The sequence below is a fragment of the Streptomyces sp. NPDC006012 genome (assembly GCF_042871185.1).
Classification (GTDB): Bacteria; Actinomycetota; Actinomycetes; order Streptomycetales; family Streptomycetaceae; genus Streptomyces.
Genome location: NZ_JBIAIE010000008.1, coordinates 110,850 through 133,488 on the forward strand (window position 1 = coordinate 110,850; position 22,639 = coordinate 133,488).

The 22,639-nt window shown below is 71.5% G+C and carries 19 protein-coding genes and 1 pseudogene; 8 read left to right on the top strand and 12 right to left on the bottom strand.

What is annotated here, in order from left to right; translation table 11 throughout:
- Positions 1-8: 8 nt before the first annotated feature.
- Positions 9-1,142 carry an acyl-CoA dehydrogenase family protein gene (locus ACFYPJ_RS17205; RefSeq protein ID WP_389017095.1) on the bottom strand — a complete coding sequence of 378 codons (1,134 nt, stop codon included), beginning with the start codon at positions 1,140-1,142 and terminating at the stop codon, positions 9-11.
- Positions 1,142-2,341, bottom strand: a complete 1,200-nt coding sequence (locus ACFYPJ_RS17210) for an amidohydrolase family protein (RefSeq protein WP_389017098.1) — start codon at positions 2,339-2,341, stop codon at positions 1,142-1,144. The genes ACFYPJ_RS17205 and ACFYPJ_RS17210 overlap by 1 nt, the downstream gene beginning before the upstream one ends.
- Positions 2,342-2,651: 310 nt before the next feature.
- On the opposite strand from ACFYPJ_RS17210, the gene ACFYPJ_RS17215 reads away from it, so the two are divergent.
- Positions 2,652-4,181 carry a class I adenylate-forming enzyme family protein gene (locus tag ACFYPJ_RS17215; RefSeq protein WP_389017101.1) on the top strand — a complete coding sequence of 510 codons (1,530 nt, stop codon included), beginning with the start codon at positions 2,652-2,654 and terminating at the stop codon, positions 4,179-4,181.
- A 100-nt stretch (positions 4,182-4,281) separates the two neighbouring features.
- Here ACFYPJ_RS17215 and tgmC read toward each other — a convergent pair whose 3' ends face one another.
- From tgmC to tgmA, 3 genes are read right to left on the bottom strand one after another with little or no spacing between them, the layout of a single operon-like run.
- Complete coding sequence (tgmC, locus tag ACFYPJ_RS17220; RefSeq protein ID WP_389017104.1) at positions 4,282-5,400, bottom strand: ATP-grasp peptide maturase system methyltransferase; 1,119 nt, start codon at positions 5,398-5,400, stop codon at positions 4,282-4,284.
- Positions 5,397-6,344, bottom strand: a complete 948-nt coding sequence (gene tgmB / locus ACFYPJ_RS17225) for an ATP-grasp ribosomal peptide maturase (protein WP_389017107.1) — start codon at positions 6,342-6,344, stop codon at positions 5,397-5,399. Before tgmB ends, tgmC begins: the two co-directional genes overlap by 4 nt.
- Positions 6,341-6,637 carry a putative ATP-grasp-modified RiPP gene (tgmA, locus tag ACFYPJ_RS17230; RefSeq protein WP_389017110.1) on the bottom strand — a complete coding sequence of 99 codons (297 nt, stop codon included), beginning with the start codon at positions 6,635-6,637 and terminating at the stop codon, positions 6,341-6,343. The genes tgmB and tgmA overlap by 4 nt, the downstream gene beginning before the upstream one ends.
- A gap of 256 nt (positions 6,638-6,893) precedes the next feature.
- Between tgmA and ACFYPJ_RS17235 the strand changes: the two genes are divergently transcribed.
- Positions 6,894-8,222: a DNA-binding protein gene (locus tag ACFYPJ_RS17235; RefSeq protein ID WP_389017113.1), complete on the top strand. Its 1,329-nt coding sequence runs from the start codon at positions 6,894-6,896 to the stop codon at positions 8,220-8,222.
- Between the two features lies 1 nt (position 8,223).
- Here the strand turns inward: ACFYPJ_RS17235 and ACFYPJ_RS17240 are convergent, their stop codons facing one another.
- From ACFYPJ_RS17240 to ACFYPJ_RS17250, 3 genes are all read right to left on the bottom strand, one after another.
- On the bottom strand, positions 8,224-9,237 hold the full coding sequence (locus ACFYPJ_RS17240; protein ID WP_389017116.1) for an NAD-dependent epimerase/dehydratase family protein: 1,014 nt from the start codon (positions 9,235-9,237) through the stop codon (positions 8,224-8,226).
- 185 nt (positions 9,238-9,422) lie between these two features.
- Complete coding sequence (locus ACFYPJ_RS17245) at positions 9,423-9,935, bottom strand: EF-hand domain-containing protein (protein ID WP_389017119.1); 513 nt, start codon at positions 9,933-9,935, stop codon at positions 9,423-9,425.
- A 124-nt stretch (positions 9,936-10,059) separates the two neighbouring features.
- Positions 10,060-10,440 (bottom strand): STAS domain-containing protein, encoded by a 381-nt coding sequence (locus ACFYPJ_RS17250; RefSeq protein WP_389017122.1) that lies wholly within the window; start codon positions 10,438-10,440, stop codon positions 10,060-10,062.
- Between the two features lie 305 nt (positions 10,441-10,745).
- Between ACFYPJ_RS17250 and ACFYPJ_RS17255 the strand changes: the two genes are divergently transcribed.
- Positions 10,746-11,333 carry a sigma-70 family RNA polymerase sigma factor gene (locus tag ACFYPJ_RS17255; protein ID WP_389017125.1) on the top strand — a complete coding sequence of 196 codons (588 nt, stop codon included), beginning with the start codon at positions 10,746-10,748 and terminating at the stop codon, positions 11,331-11,333.
- A complete protein-coding gene (locus tag ACFYPJ_RS17260) occupies positions 11,330-12,682 on the top strand; it encodes a zf-HC2 domain-containing protein (protein WP_389017128.1) in 1,353 nt (450 codons plus the stop codon). The genes ACFYPJ_RS17255 and ACFYPJ_RS17260 overlap by 4 nt, the downstream gene beginning before the upstream one ends.
- 165 nt (positions 12,683-12,847) lie before the next feature.
- Here the strand turns inward: ACFYPJ_RS17260 and purU are convergent, their stop codons facing one another.
- Positions 12,848-13,729 (bottom strand): formyltetrahydrofolate deformylase, encoded by an 882-nt coding sequence (purU, locus tag ACFYPJ_RS17265; RefSeq protein WP_389017131.1) that lies wholly within the window; start codon positions 13,727-13,729, stop codon positions 12,848-12,850.
- Between the two features lie 46 nt (positions 13,730-13,775).
- Positions 13,776-14,276 carry a hypothetical protein gene (locus tag ACFYPJ_RS17270; RefSeq protein WP_389017134.1) on the bottom strand — a complete coding sequence of 167 codons (501 nt, stop codon included), beginning with the start codon at positions 14,274-14,276 and terminating at the stop codon, positions 13,776-13,778.
- Between the two features lie 118 nt (positions 14,277-14,394).
- Here ACFYPJ_RS17270 and ACFYPJ_RS17275 point away from each other — a divergent pair, with 118 nt between their 5' ends.
- Positions 14,395-15,708, top strand: coding sequence for an ABC transporter substrate-binding protein (locus ACFYPJ_RS17275; protein WP_389017137.1), 1,314 nt, complete (start codon positions 14,395-14,397; stop codon positions 15,706-15,708).
- A gap of 131 nt (positions 15,709-15,839) precedes the next feature.
- On the opposite strand, the gene ACFYPJ_RS17280 is transcribed toward ACFYPJ_RS17275, so the two are convergent.
- Positions 15,840-17,507, bottom strand: a complete 1,668-nt coding sequence (locus ACFYPJ_RS17280; protein ID WP_389017139.1) for a hypothetical protein — start codon at positions 17,505-17,507, stop codon at positions 15,840-15,842.
- Positions 17,508-17,733: 226 nt separating this feature from the next.
- The gene (locus ACFYPJ_RS17285; RefSeq protein WP_389017142.1) at positions 17,734-19,119 is read right to left on the bottom strand and encodes a transcriptional regulator; all 1,386 of its coding nucleotides are present in this window, start codon (positions 19,117-19,119) and stop codon (positions 17,734-17,736) included.
- 274 nt (positions 19,120-19,393) lie between these two features.
- Between ACFYPJ_RS17285 and ACFYPJ_RS17290 the strand changes: the two genes are divergently transcribed.
- From ACFYPJ_RS17290 to ACFYPJ_RS17300, 3 genes and pseudogenes are all read left to right on the top strand, one after another.
- Positions 19,394-20,047, top strand: coding sequence for a bifunctional DNA primase/polymerase (locus ACFYPJ_RS17290; protein ID WP_389017145.1), 654 nt, complete (start codon positions 19,394-19,396; stop codon positions 20,045-20,047).
- A 164-nt stretch (positions 20,048-20,211) separates the two neighbouring features.
- Positions 20,212-21,004: pseudogene (locus tag ACFYPJ_RS17295) on the top strand (ABC transporter ATP-binding protein).
- A complete protein-coding gene (locus ACFYPJ_RS17300; RefSeq protein ID WP_389017148.1) occupies positions 21,001-22,587 on the top strand; it encodes a transporter in 1,587 nt (528 codons plus the stop codon). The pseudogene ACFYPJ_RS17295 and the gene ACFYPJ_RS17300 overlap by 4 nt, the downstream one beginning before the upstream one ends.
- Positions 22,588-22,639 lie beyond the last annotated feature (52 nt).

Below are 22,639 nucleotides of genomic sequence, written 5' to 3' on the forward strand. Positions count from 1 at the left end.
TGGGCCGTTCACCGCCCCTTCGGCAGGCCGAGGATCCGCTCGGCCACGATGTTCCGCTGAATCTGCGAGGTACCCGCGGCGATGGTGTACGACAGGGAGGACAGCCGGTCGAGCACCCACGGCCGGTCGAGGTCGAGGCAGTCCGGGCCGAGCACGTCGGCCGCCGTGTCGTACAGCTCCTGGCGGGCGTGCGAGTAGCGCAGCTTGAAAACCGAACCGCCGGTCCCGGGCACCCCGCCGCCCTGCTCCGCCTCGCTCACGTTCCACTGGGTCAGCCGCCACAGCGCCCGGAACTCCGCGTTCAGCGCGCCGAGCCTGCGGCGCGCCCCCGCGTCGTCCCAGCGCCCGCCCGCCTTGGCCGCGCGGGCGAGTTCGCCCAGCACCCGGCGGCAGGCGACGACCTCGCCGACGAAGGCGGTGCCGCGTTCGAAGGACAGCGTCACCATGGTCACCCGCCAGCCGTCGTTCTCCGCACCGACCCGGTTGGCCACCGGCACCCGCACCTCGTCCAGGAAGACCTGGGCGAACTCCGCCGACCCGGCGAGCGTGCGCAGCGGCCGTACGGTGATGCCCGGGGCGTCCATGGGCATCGCCAGCCAGGTGATGCCCCGGTGCCGGGGTGCGTCGGGGTCGGTGCGGACCAGCAGTTCGCACCAGTCGGCGACCTCGGCGTGCGAGGTCCAGATCTTGGCTCCGCTCACCACGTAGTCGTCGCCGTCCCGCCGTGCGCGGGTGCGCAGCGCGGCCAGGTCGGATCCGGCGTCCGGTTCGCTGAAGCCCTGGCACCACACCTCGTCGCCGCGCAGGATCGGCGGCAGCCAGCGCTCCCGCTGCGCCGCGGTCCCCTCGGCGGCGATCGTCGGGCCCGCGTGCAGCAGCCCGACGAAGTTCGCGCCCACATAGGGTGCGCCCGCCCGCTCCGTCTCCTCCAGGAAGATCATCCGCAGCGTCGGCGACGCGTCCCAGTGCACGTCCGCGTAGCCGGCGTCGTGGAGCATCCGCTGCCAGCCGAGGTCGTAGGCGCGGCGGGCGGGCCAGTCCGCCGGGGACGGCTTGGCCGGCAGCGTGGGCAGCGCCTTGGCCAGCCACTCCCGCAGCCGCGCCCGGAAGTCCTCCTCCGCGGGCGTGTACGACAGGTCCACTAGCGGTCCCGGTCGAGGTCGAGGCCGAGCATGCGGATCGCGTTGCCCCGCATCAGCTTGTAGACGGTCTCGTCGTCGAGGCCCTTGACGTGGTCGAGGGCGACCTCCTTGGTGTGCGGGAAGGTCGAGTCGACGTGCGGGTAGTCGGTCTCGAAGGTGGCGTTGTCGCGGCCCACGGAGTCGATGGACGCGACGCCGTGCTTGTCGCGGAAGAAGCAGCAGAACATCTGCCGGTAGTAGTACGTGGACGGCGGCTCCGGGATCAGGTCGCGGACCCCGCCCCAGGCGCGGTGCTCCTCCCAGACGTCGTCGGCGCGTTCGAGGGCGTACGGGACCCAGCCCATCTGACCCTCGGAGTAGGCGAGTTTGAGCCGCGGGAACTTGACCAGGACACCGCTGAACAGGAAGTCCATCATCGAGGCCATCGCGTTGTTGAAGCTGAGCGAGGCCTGGACGGCGGGGGGCGCGTCCGGGGAGGCGGCGGGCATCTGCGAGGACGAGCCGATGTGCATGTTGACGACCGTGCCGGTCTCCTGGCAGGCCGCGAAGAACGGGTCCCAGTAACCGGAGTGGATGGAGGGCAGTCCGAGGTGGGTGGGGATCTCGGAGAAGGTCACCGCCCGCACCCCGCGCTCGGCGTTGCGCCGGATCTCCGCGACGGCGAGGTCCACGTCCCACAGCGGGATCAGGCAGAGCGGGATGAGCCGGCCGCCGCTGCCGCCGCACCACTCCTCGACCATCCAGTCGTTGTAGGCACGCACGCAGGCAAGCGCGACCTCCTTGTCGTGGGCCTCGGCGAAGGTCTGTCCGCAAAAGCGGGGGAAGGTCGGGAAGCAGAGGCTGGCCTCGACGTGGTTGAGGTCCATGTCCCGCAGCCGTTCGGCGGGGTCCCAGCAGCCGGGCCGCATCTGCTCCCGGGTGATGCCCTCCAGGGTCATCTCGTCGCGGTCGAAGCCGACGGCGGCGATGTTGCGCTTGTAGGGGAACTTCAGGTCCTCGTAGATCCACCAGTCGGTGGCCGGGCCGTCCGGGTCCATGGTGATCCGGTACTTGCCGCCGATGTAGGCCAGCTCGCCGATCCCTGCGGTCAGCGCTTTGGGACCGCGGTCCCGGTACTTCGCCGGCAGCCAGGTCTCGAAGAGGTGGGCGGGCTCGATCACGTGGTCGTCGACGCTGATGATGCGGGGCAGTTCGGGCATGGTCCCCTCCGCCTGACGTGGTGATGACGGCCATCTCGTCCGATGGCTCATCCGATGGGTCGACCGACGGCCCATCCAATGACTCGTCCGATGCCTCATGAGTCATGGCTCGTGGCCCATGAGTCATGGCTCGTGACCCGTGGCTCGTGGCTCATGAGTCATGGCTCGTGGCCCATGGCTCGGGACTTATCTGATGGTCCGTCAGATCTTCTCCGGTCAGCAGGCTAGTCCCGCACCCCTGGACCGACAAGGCGCACGGCCCTACGCTCTCCGCACTATCTGACGCATCGTCAGCTCAAAGGGGGCCGGGATGCACACCGAAACGGACACCACCGCACACCGACTGGGCACGTCGCGCACGCTCTGGGAGCTGGTCGAGAACCGGGCCGCGCTCACCCCCGACCGCCCGGTGTTCCGCCAGGACGACCGGACGCTGACCTTCGGCGAGCTGCGCACGGGCGCCGAACGGGTGGCGGCGGGCCTGTACGGAATGGGCGTACGGCCCGGCACGGTGGTCGCCTGGCAGCTGCCCACCCGCGTCGAGACCGTCCTGCTGTCCTTCGCACTGGCCCGGCTGGGCGCGGTGCAGTCACCGGTCATCCCCTTCTACCGGGACCGGGAGGTCGGCTTCGCGCTCCGCGAGGCCAAGGCGGAGTTCTTCGCCGTACCGGGCGCCTGGCGCGGCTTCGACCACGCGGAGATGGCGCGGCGGCTGGGCGCGAAGGGGGTCTTCGAGGCGTACGACGCACTGCCCGAGGGCGATCCCGCGCGGCTGCCGCCGCCGCCCGCCGAGGGCACCTCGGTGCGCTGGATCTACTGGACTTCGGGCACCACCTCCACCCCGAAGGGCGTCCTGCACACGGACCGCTCGCTGATCGCGGGCGGCGCCTGCCTCGCCCACGCGCTGCGCCTCACCTCCGGCGACGTGGGCTCGATGGCCTTCCCGTACGCGCACATCGGCGGCCCGGACTACACGGTGATGCTGCTCCTGTACGGCATCCCGGCGGTGCTGTTCGAGCAGTTCGCGCTGCCTGCGGCACTGCCGGACTACCGCAGGCACGGGGTGACGGTGGCGGGCGGCTCGACGGCCTTCTACTCGATGTTCCTCGCCGAGCAGCGCAAACAGCCGGGCGAGAAGATCATCCCGACGCTGCGGCTGCTGGCCGGCGGCGGGGCGCCGAAGCCGCCCGAGGTGTACCACGCCGTGGTCCGCGAGATGGGCGTGCAACTCGCCCACGGCTACGGGATGACCGAGGTGCCGATGATCACCATGGGCGACCCGGAGGACACCGCCGAGAACCTGGCGACGACGGAGGGGCGACCGCCCGAGGGGATGGAGGTGCGGATCGTCGACGGCGAGGTGCGGCTGCGCGGGGAGGCCGTCTGCCGCGGCTACCTGGATCCGGCGCAGACGGCGGAGGTCTTCGACGAGGACGGTTTCCTGCGCACCGGCGACCTCGGGCACGTGACCGGCGGCGGGCATCTGGTGCTCACCGGCCGGCGCAAGGACGTGATCATCCGCAAGGGCGAGAACATCTCGGCGAAGGAGATCGAGGACCTGCTGCACGGGTACCCGGGCGTCGCGGACGCGGCGGTGATCGGACTGCCGGACGCGGAGCGCGGGGAGCGGGTGTGCGCGGTGGTCGAACCTGCCGTACCGCCGCCCGGGGACGGAGAGTTGACCCTGGAGGCGGTGACGGCGTACCTGCGCGCGGCGGGCCTGTCGGTGCACAAGCTGCCGGAACAGCTGGAGGTGGTGGACGCCCTGCCGCGGGGGGCCACGTTGCGGAAGGTGCTCAAGTACCAGCTGCGGGAGCGTTTCGCCGACGGGGGGCGGTGAGCGGGGGCGGGGGTGAGGTTCACCGGCGCATGCCGACGCCTGGACGAGCAACGCACCGAGGGCCCTGGGGGCGGGGCTCGGCGCCGGGCTCCGTCGGGGCTTACCAGCGGATGGTCTGGCCGTCCGGCGTGACCGTGACCTTGAACTCCGCCAGGGCAGGTGTGCCGGCGGCCCGCCAGTGGCCGAGATGTTCCTCGATCGCGTCCCAGAGGGCCATGGGGCCTTCCTGGCGCACCAGCCACCGCCCTCCGTCCTCGTACACGGCAGCCCAGGAGCCTGAGTCGACGTCGATCAGTACGTCCTCAGTGTGTCCGTCACGGTCCATCGTCAGCCGCTGTGCGGTCGGCGCGGCAAGTTGTACAACGAACCGGGCGGTCCAGTCGTGGAGCGCGTCGATGCCGATGACGGCCTCACGCTCCTCGCCTCCGTTCAGGTCAGGAAGGAGACCGAGGGGTGGTGCGGCGTGCGGTCGCGCGAGCATGAAGTTGGTCTGTCCGCCCAGCAACGGGCCGGACGCCGTGCCGTCGTCGTGCACCGTGAGCCGTGCGAGCTCCGATGATCCGAGCCAGCCGCCGACGGTCACCAGGACCAGACCGCCGGGCTTCGTCTGCTCGATCCACGGGACGGGTACGGTTCGGACCCCGCAGGTTGCCACAATCCTGTCGTACGGCTCGCCATCGGGGTGGCCGAGGAGACCATCGCCTGTGACAACGGTGGGGAACATGCCCTGTCGGGCCAGAGCGGTCCGTGCTCGTGCCGCCACGTCCGCGTCGTACTCGATCGAGGTGACGTTGTCCTCGCCGAGTCCTGCGCAGAGCAGGGCAGTCGAGTATCCGGTGCCTGTCCCGATCTCCAGGACTTGCGACTCAGGCTCGACGCGGAGGTCTTCCAGCATGCGCAGCACGAGGGACGGCAGCGTGCTGGAACTGGTCGGTGACCGCATGATCCGACCACGGATGTCCGCAGGCACGATCGTGCCTGCGATCTGGGTGATCAGCGACTCGTCCTGATAGCAGGCTTCGAGCCAGTCGGCGTCGCCTTCGAGGACGGGCGTCCAGGCAGTGGGCCCTGCACCCTCCACTCGGTGGAAGAACCCGCCTCGGAGGAATTCGTGCCGCGGGACCGCCTCGGCGGCACGCTTCCACGGCTCCGCGCGCAGGCTGCCGTTGGCGGTCAGGGTTTCGAGGAGTTGCTTGTGCAGCTGCGCTTGGTCGGTCACGTCTTCCGCTCCAGTAGGTCTGCCAGGGCTGCGCACATGGGCAGTCCCGTCTCGGATTCCAGCCAGTACCACTGACCGGACGGGTTGCACTCCAGGAACCACCATCGCCCGTCGTCGCCGACGCAGAAGTCGAATGCGCCGAAGACGAGTCCGAAGCGGTCCAGGTAGTGGTGAAGGGCCTGCTCGATGCCCGGAGGCAGGTCGACGGGCGTGTAGGCCAACCGGCTGTAATCGGTACGCCAGTCCAGAAGGCCGGAGTCGATCCGGACACAGAAGACGCGGGAACCAATGACCGTCACCCGCACATCGGCCGCCTTGGGCACGAGTTGCTGGAACAGGTGCGTCGTCCCGGCTACCCGTTCGTCGATGTCCTCGGATGCCACCTCGGCGACCTCGACAACGGATGAGACACCGTCGATCAGGTACACAGGGTTCCATAGCGGCTTGTAGATGACCGGGGTGTGCCGCTTGATGAACGCTCTGGCGGCGTGCGGGCTTGAGGTGATGAGGGTGGGGGGCACGTCGAAGCCGGCCTCGACAGCCACGGCCAGGCCGGACGGTTTGAACTCGGCGTCTCCGATGCGGTGCGGGTGGTTGACATAGAGACACCCGGGCAGTGAGGCCAGTAGCCCGCCGAGTCCGTACCGGGCCTGGGTGACGGCAAACCGCGCGTCCTGCTCGTCGAGGTGCGGGAAGGCGAAGCCGGAGGGGCGCCGGTAGTAGAGGGACCGTACGGTGGCAAGGACAGCCGTTCGGGACGGGGTGGAAATATGGCCCTGGATGCCGTGACTGGTGATCTGTGCCTCCACCGACAGTGACGCGGGGAAGTCCCCCGAGTCGAGCCGCACGACCGGGATGTCCCGGTCGTGCAACTCGCGGATCACCACGTCGGCGGTGGGGTCGTGCAGGCTGGTCACGACCAAAACCGGACGTGAACCATTCACTGGTCGCTGTCGCTGCCCTGGTCGCTGTCCGTGTTGCCCTGGCTCTGCCCGTCGGGGCTGGTTCCGGTCGACGGGGTCGTGCCGGTGCTGGTGCCGTGACCGGGCATCTCCATGATCCGGCCGGCGCGATCGCGGAACACGGCGGTCTGGGTTTCCGGATCCAGTGTGACGGTGGCGTACCCAGGCGCCATCGTGGGATAGAAGGCCATGCGGCTCAGACCCCAGGGGATCGGGGTGCTGACTCCCTGCGGGACCGCGGTGCCGGCGGGCATCCGGTCGGAGTGGACGAACATGCTTCTCCCTTGTCCTGATTCTGTAGTCATTCGCGCACGCTCTGCGACAGGCGACAAGGGTTCACCCGCTGCCCGTGGTCCCGCCATGACCTGCGACGTGACCTCTCCGACACTTCCGGGCGGCCAAAGTGGCCTCGGGACAGCTTTGAAGTAGCTTCCGTACGGACTGGATTGCCGCCTCCGGTGCTGGCGGTGTCCCCTGTCGGAGAAGGGATCGATTCGAACGCCGGGCGCGGCGCCGCAGGCTGGGGGCGGAGTGAGGAAAACAGAGCCGAAGACCCTGCTCGCGTTACTGTGCGAGCAGGACAAGCTGACCTACCGCCTGTTCGCGCAGAGGTTCGCCGTAGTCGGCGTGCAGCTCTACGGGGATAGTCCCCACAACCCCACATGCGGTGAGACACAGTTCCGAAGGTGGACAGGCGGGAAGCTGGTGACGCTGCCCGGACCCGCAACCTGCCGGATCCTTGAAACGATCTGGCCTGCGTACACGGCCGATCAGTTGTTCAGCCCACCACCGCAAGGCGATCCCCAGGCACCCGCGAATGACCTGGAAAAGCGAGTTCGAATGACAGCAGAAGATGCCCTTGAGGGCGCCGACTCCACTGCTTCGGCGTCCATCTCCGACAACACGATTGATGAACTACGCGACCAAGTAATGGCGTTGGCAGGGGATTACCACCTGGTGCCACCGGTGCAGGCTTATGAAACGGGGGACAAGCTTCGCCTGCTGATCGAGCGGCAGCGGGACCGGACGCAAGCCCCTGTCCAACAGCAAGAGTTGATGATCTTGAACGGGCAGACGGTTGCCCTACTGTCCGTCGCCGCGTTCGATCTCGGGTACTTCCCAAGCGCCCGCAGCTTCGCACGCACAGCCGCGGTGTTCGGCGAGGCCACCCGGTTCACCCCGCTCCAGGCATACGCCGACGGAACCTTGGCATACATCGCCTACCACACCGGGAACGCTACTGAAGCAGTCACCAAAGCTGCCCGCGGCTTGTCCTACGGGGGGCTCGGCGACGTGGCCCATCGACGCCTGCACGCCGTCAAGGCCCGCGCACACGCCCACCTCGGAGATGTGGTTTCCGCCCAGCAGGCGATCCAGCTATCGACGGAAGTGGTGCAGGGCCGTCGCGACGACCTGCATGACACGGTGGCCGGAGAGTTCGCGTTCTCCCTGGAGCGCCTGGCGATGTCGACCAGTACAACAGCACTGCTCATCGGCGACGCGGGGCAAGCGGAAGCCGACGCCCGGCGTGCCCTGGAACTCGTCGGACAACGGCCGCGACAGGAGCAGTCGACTCACGTGCGGGCCGGCGCAGCAGCCGACCTTGCGTATGCCCGCCTGCTGGCAGAGGACGTTGACGGAGCCGCGGAAGCGATGGCGCCCGTCTGGGTCGTCCCCACGGCCCAGCGGAAGACAGGAATCGTCATGCGGACCGCTCGCATCGGCCGGCACCTGACCCTGCCGGAGTACCACGGCGCGCAAGTCGCCACGACGTTGCGGGAACAGATCGAGGACTACAACCGCGTGTCCCCGCCGTACCGAATCGGCCCCCACGTGGGCATCCTCACGACCGAGGGCTGACTCACAGCGAGGCGAGGATCTTCGCCTCCTTCTCCGGGTCGATCCCGTGCTCCGCCCACCGAGGGTGGGCCACTGGGCGCCCATCGGCCGCCCGCCACATCCACGTGTCGCGGACGGTTTCGACGATCGGCCGGCACCGCAGCCCCGTTTCCGTCGCACGGGTGGAATCGACGGCCCACACCCCGGTGTGTGTGCGCCACAGGGGCAGTTCGGTCCACTGTTTGACGCCCTGCTCCACCAGCGTGTCAGGGTCGGCCCAGACCGGCACTCCGGCGCTGCCCGTCTCCCTCAGGCAGGCTTCCAAGAAGGCGCGGAAGGTGATGCCCTCGGGGTGGGTGACGTTGAAGCCGCCGCCCGCCGGGCCGGCGGCCTGATCGAGGGCGAAGTCCGCGACGTCGCGGACATCGACGGGTTGGATGCGCTGCTCGGCGGGCGCCGGGGCGAGGATACGACCGCCCCGCTGTGCCCGCTCCAGCCACCAGGGCAGCCGGCCGACGTACTCGCCCGGGCCCAGGATCACACCCGGGCGCAGCACCACACCGGCGTCACCGAACACTTCGGTGACGGCGCGCTCCCCACCGGCCTTCTGGAAGCCGTACTTGGTGGGTGAGCCGTCCTCACCGGTGTATCCGTACGTCTCATCAGCGTCCGGCGGGCAGTCGAGCAGCGGCGAGCTGTCGGTGAGCGACCGGTGCGGCCACCCCTGGTAGACGGACACGGTGGAGATGTGCACCCAACGCCGGGCGGCCCGGCGCAGTGCGGTGACGGCTGCCAGGACATCCCGGGGCGGGAGTTCGGAACTCGACGTGTCGATCACGGTGTCCCACGGGCCGTGCCCGGCAAGGCGTTCCAGATCCGCTGGGTTCGTACGGTCTCCACGGATCCGCTCCACACCCTCGGCGTCACGGCCGGAACGACCGCGGTTGAAGGTGGTGACCGCCCACCCCCGCCCCAGCGCACCGTGCGCGATGTGCTTGCCCAAGAACCAGCTTCCGCCCAGGACCAGAATCCTCATGCGAGCGATCCTGCCGCATGATGCGACCGGTCATCGGCGGAGGATGCCGACCGGCTTCGTGAGATCCGGGCGCGGCCCGGACGCCCAGCGCCGGATGACGCCAGGGCTCTTGGCCAGGCCGAGGTGAGGAGACGCGAAGCTGGGTGAGGTGCGGCAAGGCGAGAAACCGGCCCAGCCCTTTCGCCCTACTCCGGCACCGTGAAGTACCGCGCGACCGCCGGAACGATCTCCGCCTCCCCCAGCCTGCCGTCGCCGTCGGTGTCGAGCGCCGCGGCCACCTGTCCGGCGATGTCCTCCCGGACGCCGAGGGCCAGCAGGACGCGCACGATGTCGGCGACCGCGGCCGATCCGTCGCCGACGGGGGCCGTGAGGGCGAGGGCGGCGTGCAGGAAGGGGCGGGCGATCTCGGCGAACCGGTCCGGGTTGTCGCGCAGGCGCTTGACCGCGCCGGACACGAACTCCTGGCGGGTGATGCGCTGGTCGCCGTCCCGGTCCGCTATCCCGGCCATGCCCTGCCAGAACGCCTCCGCACCCGCGTACAGCGCCTGGCCCTTGTCGGAGCGGGCCGGCGTGGCGAACTCGGCGAGCAGTGCCTTGGCCGCGGCGTTGAAGTCCGCCCGGTCGATCCAGCCGTTGCCGTCCTGGTCGAAGGTGGCGAACCGGGCGGCGATCCTGCGCTCGTACTCCGTGCTGACCATGTCTGTTCGGGCCGCCTCACATCACGTCGGGTACCTCTCGCCCGGAGCGTACGACGCCTCGGCCGGCCATGGGGCAGGAAAGCGTCTTTTGTGCCAAGACCGGGGGAATTCCGCAACAACAGGGTCAAGCCGAGAGGGGACCGGCCTCGTCCTCGGTCGCCGAGGCGACGTCGGGGTGGATGTCGAAGAGCCGGCGCACGCCGAGCGCCCCGAGGACCCGGTTGACGTGCGAGCCGTCCTCGGCTCCCCGGGCGGGCAGGATCAGCCGGAGCCGGCCGCGACAGGAACGCATCAGGCGACGGCTGCCTATCAGTACGCCGACACCGCTGGAGTCGCAGAAGAAGACGTCGGAGAGGTCCACCACGAGTTGCCGCTGGCCTTCGGCCACCGCGTCGTGCACGCGTTGGCGAAGCACCGGCGAGGTCACCAGGTCCAGTTCGCCCGACACCCGGAGCACGGCCCAGCCACCGTGCTCGTCCTCGGTCACTTTGAACGCCACCACCACGCCTTTCGCTCGCCGGATCGTCCCGGAACCGTCGAGAAACGGAGGGTTTTACGCCGCTTCCTTGCAGCGCGGCTGCCCAGCGGCCGTTCCCTGAAACACGGCGCCAGAAACAGAAAACGGACAGAACAGGCTTGTTTTAGTCGCCTTCGATCCTGTTCGATCGATTGTGAACCGGGTATGCGACGGTCCATTACCACCTGTGGTCCGCCCGGGGCGAGCAATACGCAAAGGAGCATGCCCGGTCGGACCCGCCGACTACATTCGAGGAGACGGTGGACGCACTCCGGGCAGGGGGAGGGGGCCGCATGGCCAAGAAGGGCACACCGCCCCGCTGGGACCGCAAGATGCAGCAGCGGCTCGCGCGCGGCGAAGCCGCGGCCCTCGGCGAGCTGTACGACCGGTTCGCCTCCCTCGTACACGCCCTCGCCCACCGCGTGCTCGACGACGACGCGGCGGCCGACGGCGTCACCCGCGAGGTCTTCGTCCACGTCTGGGAACACCCCGACACCTACGACCCCAGGCAGGGCCCGCTGCGCTCCTGGATGGCCGAGCTGACCCGCCGCCTCGCCGTGCAGCGGCTGCGCGCCGCCGGGACCGCCGCGCTCGCCGACGGAGCCGGGACGGCCTACGCGGCCGAGGAGGCCGAGGAGCTCGAAGGCAGGGTGCGGCACGCCTCGGTCGCCGCCCGCGCCGACTACATCGTCCACTCGATGCCCGCCCCGCTGCGCACCGCCCTGGACCTGGCCTACTTCCAGCGCCGCGACTACCGGCAGACCGCCGCCGACCTCGGCGTCACCGAGGACGAGGCCCGCCGCCGGCTCCGCCTGGGCCTGCAACTGCTGTCCACCGCGCACGACGCCGGGACGCCCTCGGGATACGGGGGCTCGGCGTGAGCGGAGCGGAGCGGTTCGATGCACAGGACAGGTACGAGGCGAGCCGCCGCACGGGCCCCGGTGACGGGGCCGGCGGCCGGCCGCCGGGGCCGGGCGGTCACGACGACCCGCCGTACGGCACGGGACCCGGAGAAGAACCACCGGACAGCCCGCCGCGCATCCCGCTGCCCCGCGCCTCCGTCGAGGACACCGGACGGTGGCTGCCCGGCCTGCCCGGCCTTGACGACGTGATGCCCGTCCCGCCGGCGCTGCCGCACGGCGTGCTGAGGTCGCTGCTCGGGGCCTGGGCGCTGGCCGCCTGTTCGGCCGCCGAGACGGCCGCGGTGGAGGTGCACCTCGGCGAGTGCGGTGCGTGCGCGGACGAGGCACGGCGGCTGCGCGAGGCGGTCGGCCTGCTGCACCAGCCCGAGAACCTCGACCTGGACCCGGGGCTGCGCACCCGCGTCCTCACGCACTGCCTCGACCGGCGCCCGCCGCGCGTCCCGCTGCCCGAGTGGGCGACGCCGTACGACGCGGAGGCCGCCCGGCTGGACGCGCTGCTCCAGGACTTCGGGGACGCGGAGTGGCACGCGCCGGTGCGGCTGCGCTGGTTCGAGGGCGACGCGGCGACGAGCCGTCGTACCACCGTCGCCGGGGCGATCGCGCATCTGCTGTCGGTGGACGGGCTGGTCGCGGTGGCGCTCGGCCTCGCGGACCCGCTCGCCGAGGACGGCGTGACCGGCACGGGCCCGCGCACCGAGGCGTACTGGCGGACCTCGCGCTTCCCGCTGAGCCGGTCGGTGCGCGCACCGTGGCGTGAGCAGAGCCACAACCTGGTGCGGACGGTGTCCTTCACGGGCGGCAGCGCCGGCCGGCTGCCCGTCTCGTACGGCGACTTCACCCTGCCGCTGCACGACGCGATGCTGGACCGGGCGTTCGAGTGCTGGGTGCACGCGGAGGACATCGCGGAAGCGGTGGACTATCCGTACGCACCGCCCGCGCCGCGTCATCTGAACCGCATGATCGACCTGGCCGCCCGGATGCTGCCGCAGGCGCTGGCCGCCCGCCGCCAGGCGGGACTGTCCGCGAAGGGCGACAGCCCGCACCTGGTCGCGGCCGGCGAGCCGGGCCGCACCCTCCGGCTGGAGATCGAGGGCGACGGCGGCGGCGAGTGGCTGATCCCTCTCGACTCCCCGGGCGCGGTGGGCTCCGCCGAACTGGAGGTGGCCCGGCTCGCCCTGGACGGCGTGGAGTTCTGCCGTCTGGCCGCGGGCCACGTCCCGCCGCAGGAGGCCGCGGCGGGACAGCTCGGGGACCGGGAGGCGATCAGGGACGTCCTCTTCGCCACGGCGGGACTGAGCCGGATGTAGCCAGCCCGCGGGTGGGGGCGGGGTCGGGGTCGTTGCGTGGGGCCGGCCGGGGTTCGCAGGCGGCGGTGGGCGGGCCGGGGCGTGGGCAGCGGGCAACGCACGGACCCATTTACGGCGGTGCGGCTGCGCGACGTGGCCGCGTGGGCGCTGCCCGGACCGATCCCGCTACGCGAACACCACCGTGCGCCGCCCGTTGAGCAGAATCCGGCGCTCCGCATGCCACTGCACGGCCCGCGCCAGCGCCTGGCACTCCACGTCCCGTCCGATCGCGACCAGTTGGTCCGGAGTGACGTCGTGCCGCACCCGCTCCACCTCCTGCTCGATGATCGGGCCCTCGTCGAGGTCGGCCGTCACATAGTGCGCCGTGGCGCCGATCAGCTTCACGCCGCGGGCGTGCGCCTGGTGGTACGGCTTCGCGCCCTTGAAGCTCGGCAGGAAGGAGTGGTGGATGTTGATGATCCGGCCGCTGAGCTGCTTGCACAGTTCGTCCGAGAGGACCTGCATGTAGCGGGCGAGGACGACCAGCTCGACCTGCTGCTCGCGGACGATCTCCAGCAGCTGTTCCTCGGCCTGCGGCCTGGTGTCCTTCGTCACCGGGAGGTGGTGGAAGGGGATGTGGTACGACTCCACCAGCTCGGCGAAATCCCGGTGGTTGGAGACGACCGCCGCGATCTCCACCGGCAGCGCACCGGTCCGGGCGCGGAACAGCAGGTCGTTGAGGCAGTGGCCGAACTTGCTGACCATCAGGACGATGCGCATCTTCTCGTCCGCGCGGTTGATCTGCCAGTCCATCTGGAAGGAGTCGCCGACCGCCGCGAAGCTCGCCCGCAGCTTGTCCACGGTGACCGGCGCCTCCGCCGAGAAGTGGACCCGCATGAAGAACAGACCCGTGTCGTGGTCGCCGAACTGCTGACTGTCCTCGATGTTGCACCCGGTCATGAACAGATAGCTCGACACAGCGTGCACGATGCCCTTCTTGTCAGGGCACGAGAGCGTCAGCACATACTGGTCGGCCAGGGCCGCGGCTCGGGTGGGCTGGTCGTTCATGCGGAACAGCGTCCCATATCCGCCTCGGCATGCGGGGCACCGTCCGCTAGGCGGTCCGCGTGATGATGTGCAGCACCTCAAGGCTCCGCGGCGGCGTGTCGGGGTCGTCGCCGTCGCTCACCGACATCCGGACGTGGGCGTCCCGGGCCGCCCGCACCGCCTCCGGCCAGGCCTGGTTCTCCAGGTACGCGGCGACCGGTGCGTCCGGGCCGACCTGGTGCATGATCCGCAGCACCCGCAGGACGGCGGTGTCGACGAGCGCCGCCTCCTGGGAGTCCCGGAAGATCGTGCCGACGTACTTCTCCGCGGACCAGTTGTCCAGCCAGGTGTCCTCCACCAGCCGGTACACGGCGTCGGTCACGTCCCCGTACCCGTCGACGCCGACCAGCCAGACGTCCCGCTGGAACGCCGGGTCGGAGAGCATGTGCAGCGCGGAACGCACGTTGCTGCGCCAGCGCCACCACGGCATGTCATTGAGTGGCATGCCGCCCATGGTGGAGGAGCGACGGCCGCGACGGGAAGAGTTCTCCGAACCTTGCACGGTCACCGATCGTACGTTCTTCACCGACGGCGCCCCACCGGCCCCCCGCAATTCACCTCTAAGTCACCCCTGGTTGACCGTGAGGCATGCACGGGTTAGCCGCGCGGGTGAATCGTCCGTGTACATGACCGGCAGGCGACGTTTCCGCATGACCTCCCACCGCCCACGCACCCGCCCTGCCCGAGCCTCCGTGCTGTCAGCGGGTGCGCTCGTGGCCTGTGCCGCACTCGCCGCCGGATGCGGGGTCATTCCCGGAACGGGCGGTTCCGCGGATGACACGATCAAGGTGATGACCTGGGCACCGCAGGGCACCGACGCCGCCGACATGGACGGCATGCCGGCCATGGCCGAGGCGTACGCCCGCTGGCTCAACGCCGGCGGCAGCCTCGGCGACCGCAAACTGAAGATACTGACCTGCAACGACGGCAATGACGGCGTGGGCGCGGCGAAGTGCGCCCGGCGCGCGGTGGACGAACACGTGGTGGCGGTCGTCGGCTCGTACAGCGAGTTCGGCGACTCGTACTTCGCACCGCTGGAGAGCGCCGGCATCCCGTACATAGGCGGCTACGGCGTGACGACCGAGGAGTTCACCAGCGCGCTGTCCTACCCGGTCAACGGCGGCCAGGCCAGCCTGCTGGCCGGCCTCGGGAAGGCGCTCGCCGGCAACTGCGGTCCCGTCGCCCTGATCCGCCCCGACAGCATCGCCGGCGACCAACTGCCCGCCCTGCTCAACTCGGGGCTCGGCGCGGGCGGGCACGCCAAGGCGCGCGACCAACTGGCCCCCGAGGACGTCAGCGAGTACAGCGTCCAGGCCGACCAGGCGCTCCGGGAGGCGACGTCCGAGGCCCCGGCGGAGGGCTGTGTGGTGCCGGCGCTCGGCGGCTCCACCGCGACCTTCATGGACTCCTTCCGACGCACCCGCGAGAACTATCCGCGGGTGCACACCGCGACCGTGCTCGGCAGCGTCGACCAGAGCGTGATCAACGCGTCGGGCGGCGCGAGCGGGCCGTACGAGGGCTCGTACATCACCGGCTGGTACCCGGTGTCCACCGACAAGCGCTGGGCCCCGATGAAAGAGGTGGTCGACAAGAACGCCTTCGGCGACAACCGCATCGACGCCGCGGACGCCGGAGCGCAGACCACGTGGATCGCGTACACCGTGCTGCGGGCCGTCCTGCAGAAGATCGGCGGCGGCGAGGTGAGTGCCGACAGCGTGCGGGCCACCCTGGACTCCGGCATCAAGATCGCCACGGGCGGGCTCACCCCGACCCTGAGTTGGCCCGTCCGTGGCCAGGGCAAGCTCGCCGCCGTCGGTCTGCCCCGGCTGGTCAACGCGGACGTGACCCTTCAGACCGTGCGCGGCGGACAGCTGATGGCGGCCAGGGGCGGGGGCCTCACGGACGTCACCCACACGCTCCAGAACGCGGACCTCGGCTGAGCCTGGACCGGCGGGATCGGCTCGGCTGAGCCCCGGTCGGGTCCACCGAATCCGGGCCGGCCGGGTCAGCCCGCAGGCGCCCGCCCGGTCCGGTCGCGCCGGGCCCGTCGTTCCGGGCCCGGCGCCCGGGCTCACAGCTGGGTCGTCTGGCGCGCGGTCAGGTCGTACTTCTTGGCGATCGCGTTCCACAGCCGCGCCGCCTTGTTCTTCTCGGTGCTCGCGGTGCCGCTGTCCCGGTCGGCCGCCTGGGCCTGGGGGGTGATGCGGGCCTGGCCCTTCTTGCAGCCGTTCTTCTTGGCCGCCTGGTCGGCCCAGGCCGCGTAGTGGTTGTCGGCCGACGCCGACGCCTGCCACGCCTTGGTGAGGGCGGTGGTCAGCTCGGCGTTGCGGGGCAGTTGGTCCACGGCCAGCTGCGACAGGCGGGAGACCAGATCGCTGCGCTGTTTGGCCGCCGCCCGCAGGGCCGCCGCGGCCCCGCCCTGGTTCCGGCAGGCCTTCAGGTCGGCGACCGCCTTGATCACCGAGGCGCGGCTGCCGCCGCTGTCGGCGAGCAGCTTGTCCAGGGCCACGGCCTGCGGCCGGGCCGGATCGTCGGCCGCGGACGGCGACGCGCTGTCCGCGGGGGCCGAGGCGGCGACGTTCTTGTTGTGGTCGCCCTTGTCTCCGCCGTCCCCGCCGCCGCTGAGCAGCGCACCGGCGCCGATACCGAGGACGACGATGCCGACGCCCGCGGCCGCGATGACCGGCACCCGCGAGCCGCTGCGGCGTCCGCCGCGCCCGCCGCCGCCGTCCTGCGCGCCGCGCCGTCCGCCGCCCCCGCCCGGGCCCTGCGGGGTGTACGCGGGCGGCTGGCCGGGATAGGCGTTCTGCGGCTGCTGGAAGGGCGGCATCTGCTGGGTGGGCGGGGCCGCCGCGGGGCCGCCCGGGGCACTGCGGAAAAGGTTGTCGAACTCGGCGGGCGGCTGCCGGTCCCCGCCCTGGTCGCCGCCGTACGGCGCGGTCACCGGGGCGATGTACTGCGTGGCCTCGGCGTCCGAGCCGGGCTGCGGCTGCGCCGCCTGCCCCAGGAAGCGGGTGTCCGCCCCCGACGCCTCGGGCGGCAGCGGGCCGGGAGCCACCGGCGGTATGTACTGGGTGGCGCCCTCGTCCGCGGGAGCCGCGGGCGGGATGTACTGGGTGGCGGCGTGCTCCGCGGACGCGGCCGGCGCGATGTACTGGGTGGCGGGCTGGTCCCCGGGAGCGGGCGACGGGATGTACTGGGTGGCCTGCTCCGCGGCCGGAGGGAGCGGAGCGGCGTACGGCTGTTGCTGGGCGCCGCCGCCTCCGTACGACAGCTGCGTGGCGTCGCCGCCCTGGCCGTACGCCTGGTGCGCCGCGTCGGGCGTGCCGGAGCCGTAGGCCGCCATCGGGTCCTGCGGGGCCACACCGCCGTGCGACGGTGTCGCGGAGCCCTCCGGGGGCAGCGCGCCGGGGCCGTGCTGCACCTGGGGAGTCCACGGGGCGGGCTGGTTGGTGGTGCCCCACTCCAGCGCGGGAGCCTGAGGCCAGCCCTGGCCGGGCTCGGGGGCCGCCGCCGACTGCTCCGGGCCCCAGGGCTGCCCCCATGCCTGACCGCCGGGCGGGGCGGCCGACTGGGGGCCGCTCGGCTGCGGTCCGGACGGCTGCCCGGGGCCGGACGGCTGCGGGCGGGTCGGCTGGGGGGCTGATCCGCCCGTCATACCCGGCAGCAGCGGCTCGCCACCGTCGGAGGGCAGCACGATGCCTTCGCGCGCGGGCTCGCCCTGTCCACTCTGCGTCACCGGGACTCCTACGAATGGGGGACCTTCGGAATCGTCGGCTCACGCTACCGGGTCCCCCGAGCCGGGTGCCACGCAGCTCAGGGCGCGATCATCATCCCTGCGCCGGCGGTAACGGAACCGCCCCGTGAGGCGCTGTTATTGGTCCCCTCCCCGCGGCAACACGTCGATTTGCCGTGCGTTCACGCTCCGTCCTCCTCCATGTCCATCCGCGTCACGGACTGCTGTCTCACGCGGCCTGCTGCAGGTCGAGCCGCGCCCCGAACTCCCGCACCACCGGCTCGTCCCGGTACGGTTCCAGCCGCTGCTGGAAGTCCTCCAGGTACTCGGCGCCGCGGTTGGAGCGGAGGGTTTCCAGTAGTTCCACCGCTTTCAGACCGGTGTGGCAGCCCTGTTCGACCTCGCGCTGCTGCACCTGCGCTGTGGCGAGAAGCACATAACCGATGGCCCGCCTGCGCACCCGTCCCGCGGGGTGCCCGGCCAGCGACTGCTGCGCGTACCGCGCCGCCGCCTCGGACTGCCCGAGGTCGCGGTGGCAGTGCGCCAACTCGTCCGCCAGATACGCCTCGTCGAAGTGCGCGATCCACGCCGGGTCGTCCCCGGAGTCCGCGTCCGCCGACTCCATCGCCGTGGCCGCCCGCCCGGACGCCGTCTGCGCCGCCCGTACGTCGCCCAGCAGGGCGTGTCCGCGCGCCTCGGCCGCGTGGAACATCGCCTCCGCGCGCGGGGTGACCCGGCCCCGGGCCCCTTCCTGCGCGGCACGCGCCAACTGTGCGATCTCGCGCGGGTTTCCGAGCTGGGCGGCCAGGTGGCTCATGGACGAGGCGAGCACATAGCCGCCGTACCCGCGGTCGCCCGCCGCCTGGGCCAGCCTGAGCGACTGGATGTAGTAGCGCTGGGCGAGCCCGGGTTGGCCGGTGTCGACGGCCATGTACCCGGCCAGCTCGGTCAGTCGGGCCACCGCGGCGAACAGATCGCGGCCGACGGCCTCCCGGTAGGAGCCGGCCAGCAGCCCGGAGACGACGCTGTTGAGGTAGTGCACGACCACCGGGCGGACATGCCCGCTGCCGTATTGATGGTCGAGGTCCACCAGTGCCTGGGTCATCGCGAGCACGGCCGCCACGTCCGACTGCCCCACCCGCGGGCCCGCCTGGCGCGCGACCTGGCCGTCCGGCGCCGAGATCAGCCAGTCCCGGCTCGGCTCCACCAGCGCGGACGCGGCGACCGACGAACCGGACAGGAAGTCCCTGCGGCCCACGTCACTGCGCCACAGCTCGCAGACCTGCTCGATGGCCCCCAGCACCGTCGGCGAGAACTGGAGCCCGACGCCCGAGGCGAGGTTCTTGCCGTTGGCCATCCCGATCTCGTCGATGGTGACCGTGCGGCCCAGCTTGCGGCCCAGTGCCTCGGCGATGATGGCAGGCGCCCGGCCCCGCGGCTGCTGACCGCGCAGCCAACGGGCCACGGACGTCTTGTCGTAGCGCAGGTCGAGGCCGTGCTCGGCGCCGCACATGTTGACCCGGCGGGCGAGCCCGGCGTTCGAGCACCCCGCCTCCTGGATGAGCGCCTGCAGCCGTTCGTTCGGCTGCCGCGCGACGAGTGGCCTTGCGGCCATGGCGTACCCCCTGCCAACCCCTGAAGCGAAAAGATCCGGCCCTGAAGATCAATGCCCCGCTTCGTACCGAAAATGCGAGACATGCGAGGATTGCCGGAGTAAAAGCTGATCCCAACCCCCAACGGTGGCTACCCAAGCCATGACGGGCTTCCTCCCGCGCGCCCCCGGACATGCATCCATGCGCCCCAATTGCGGAACCGATGCTCCTCCCCCGCGCGCGGTCCTGTCATCGCACTGGCCGTAACCCGAGGTGGGCGCGGGAGTTGAGTGGGGCGTGGAAGAGACGATCGCTGGACCCGAAGCCGCCCAGATTCCGAAGCAGCGCGGGGAATCGCTGCTGGAGAACGCCGTTCGCTACGCCGAGGAGCGCCACTGGGACGTGGTACCCGGCACCTGGCTGGAAGCGGCCGACGGGGAGCAGCACTGCTCCTGCGGCGACGCCGTGTGCGCCGCCCCCGGCGCACACCCGGGGCGCGCGGACTGGGCGACCCTGGCGACCGGGAGCGCGACCGTCGTCCGCCGGATGTGGCAGAGGCAGCCGACGGCGTCCATCCTGCTGCCGACGGGCCGTACCTTCGACGCGTTGTCCGTACCGGAGTCGGCCGGGTTCCTGGCGCTGGCCCGGATGGAGCGGATGAAGCTGACGCTCGGGCCGGTGACGCGCACCCCCGACCGGCGCATGAACTTCTTCGTCCTGCCGGGTGCTTCCCTGAAGCTCGCGGAACTGGTCCGTAACCTGGGCTGGTCCCTGGGGTCGCTCGATCTCGTCGCGCTCGGCGAGGGGGCGTACGTGGCCGCGCCGCCCACGCGGTTCGGGCCGCAGGGGGCCGTGCAGTGGGCCTGCCGGCCGACCGCCGCCAACCGGTGGCTGCCGGACGTGGAGGAGTTGATCTCGCCGATGGCGTATGCGTGCGGGAGGGATCGGTAGGGACGGCCGGCGGGTCGGCCGTCGAATGCGGCCGATGGGGGTGGCCGCCGGGGGTGGCCAACGGTCTGCGGTGGTGGGGCGGGTACGGGTGCGGGACGGTCGGGGGTGTTCGCGCTGTTCCTCGCGCCCCTTCGGGGGCGGGACGTGCACCGTAGGGTTCTCGTATGACGGAGCAAACGGGAGTGGGCGGCGCGGCCGTGTCGGTGCGAGGGCTCTGGAAGCGGTTCGGGCAGCAGGTCGCTGTCGCCGGGATCGATCTGGAGTTGCCGGCGGGGAAGTTCATCGGGCTCGTGGGGCCCAACGGAGCCGGCAAGACCACCACCCTCTCCATGGTGACCGGGCTGCTCCGGCCCGATCAGGGGACCGTCGAGGTGGTCGGCCACGACGTGTGGCGGGACCCGGTGGCCGTCAAGGCCCGGATCGGTGTACTGCCGGAGGGGCTGCGGCTGTTCGAGCGGCTGTCGGGACGTGAACTGCTCGGATACACCGGACGGCTGCGGGGGCTGCCCGGGGCCGAGGTCGACAAGCGGGCCACCCAGCTGCTGGACGTACTCGATCTCGCCGGTGCCCAGCACAAGCTGGTCGTCGACTACTCCACCGGCATGCGCAAGAAGATCGGGCTGGCCGCGGCCCTCCTGCACAATCCCGAAGTCCCTCTTCCTCGACGAGCCGTTCGAGGGCGTCGACCCGGTGTCCGCGCACACCATCCGGGGCGTCCTGGAGCGGTACACGGGCTCCGGCGCCACCGTCGTCTTCTCCTCCCATGTCATGGAACTCGTCGAGTCGCTGTGCGACTGGGTGGCCGTGCTGGCGGCGGGCCGCATCCGCGCGACCGGTCCGCTGCCCGAAGTGCGCGGCGCGCACACCACCCTCCAGGGGGCCTTCCTGGAACTGGTCGGCGCGCAGGGCCGGGACGCCGGCCCCGACCTGGACTGGCTGGGCGGCGGGGCCCGATGACGGACGTCACCGCCACCGTCGTACGACTGAAGCTGTCCCTGCTGCGGGGCGGGCTCAGGCAGTCCGGCGGACGGCGGGCCGCGTTCGTCGCCTCGGCCGTCGTCGCGCTGCTGTTCGCCGCGCTGCAACTGCTCGGCCTGATCGCGCTGCGCGGGAACGCCCACGCCGACGCCGTCGCCCTGCTGGCGACGGCCGTGCTGGCACTGGGCTGGGCCGTGCTGCCGCTGTTCTTCCCGAGCGGCGACGAGACGCTGGACCCGACCCGGCTGGTGCTGCTGCCGCTGCGCCCGCGCCCGCTGGTACGGGCCCTGCTGGCGGCCTCGCTGGTCGGCATCGGCCCGGCGTTCACACTGCTTCTGCTGGTCGGCTGCACCCTGTCGGTCGCCCACGGCGTCGCGGCCCACGTCACCGCGGTCCTCGCGACCGTCCTCGGGGTGCTGGTCTGCGTGGCCCTCGCCCGGGCCGTGGCCGCCGCCAACGTACGGCTGCTGACCAGCCGCAAGGGCCGCGACCTCGCGGTGCTCAGCGGGCTGGTCGTCGCGGTCGGCGCGCAACTGGTCAACTTCGGCGCGCAGCGGCTCGGCTCGGCCGGGCTCGGCCGGCTGGCCCCGGCCGCCGACGTGCTGCGCTGGGTGCCGCCGGCCTCCGCGGTGGGCGCGGTGCACGCGGTGAGCGAGGGGGCGTACGGCAGGGCCGCCGCCCAACTGCTGCTGACCGCGGCGGCGCTGGCGCTGCTGCTCGCCGTGTGGGCGCGCAGCCTGACCCGGCTGATGACCGCACCCGACGGCTCCACCCTCCAGGCCGCCGACAGCGGCGCCCGCACGCGCACCTCCACCGGCCTCGGCCGGCTGCTGCCGACGGGCCGCACCGGTACGGTCATGGAACGCTCCCTGCGCTACGTCTGGCGCGACCCCAAGACCAAGGCCGCGTGGGTGACTTCGCTGGCCATCGGGCTGATCGTGCCGGTGTTCAACGCGTTGCAGGGCACGGGGACGGTCTACTTCGCGTGCTTCGCCGCCGGGATGCTCGGCATCCAGATGTACAACCAGTTCGGGCAGGACACGTCGGCGTTCTGGATGGTGGCGATGACCATCTCGTCCGCCCGGGACGCGTACGTCGAACTGCGCGGGCGGGCGCTGGCGCTGCTGGTGATCACCCTGCCGTACGCCGTCCTGGTGACCGTCCTGACGACGGCCCTGCTGGGCGACTGGCATCGGCTGCCCGAGACGCTGGGCCTGTCCTTCGCCCTGCTCGGCGCGATGCTGGCGACCGGCGCGTGGACCTCGGCCCGCTTCCCGTACTCCGTCCCGCAGGAGGGCTACAAGAACGTGGCGCCCGGGCAGGGCGCCCTGGCCGGGATCGCGATCTTCGGCGGCATGGTCTCGGCGGCCCTGCTGTGCGCGCCCGTCATCGCGCTCGCCATCGCGCTGAACGTGAGCGCGGGCGGCGACGCCTGGACCTGGCTGCTGCTGCCGGTCGGCGCCGCCTACGGCGCGGGCATCACCGTGCTGGGTCTGCGGCTGGCGGCACCGCGGACGGCGGCGTACCTGCCGGAGATACTGGCGGCGGTCAGCAAGGGGTGACGAGGGGAGGAGGGGGAGGAGGGGTACGAGAGCGGGCAGGGGGCGCGAGGCT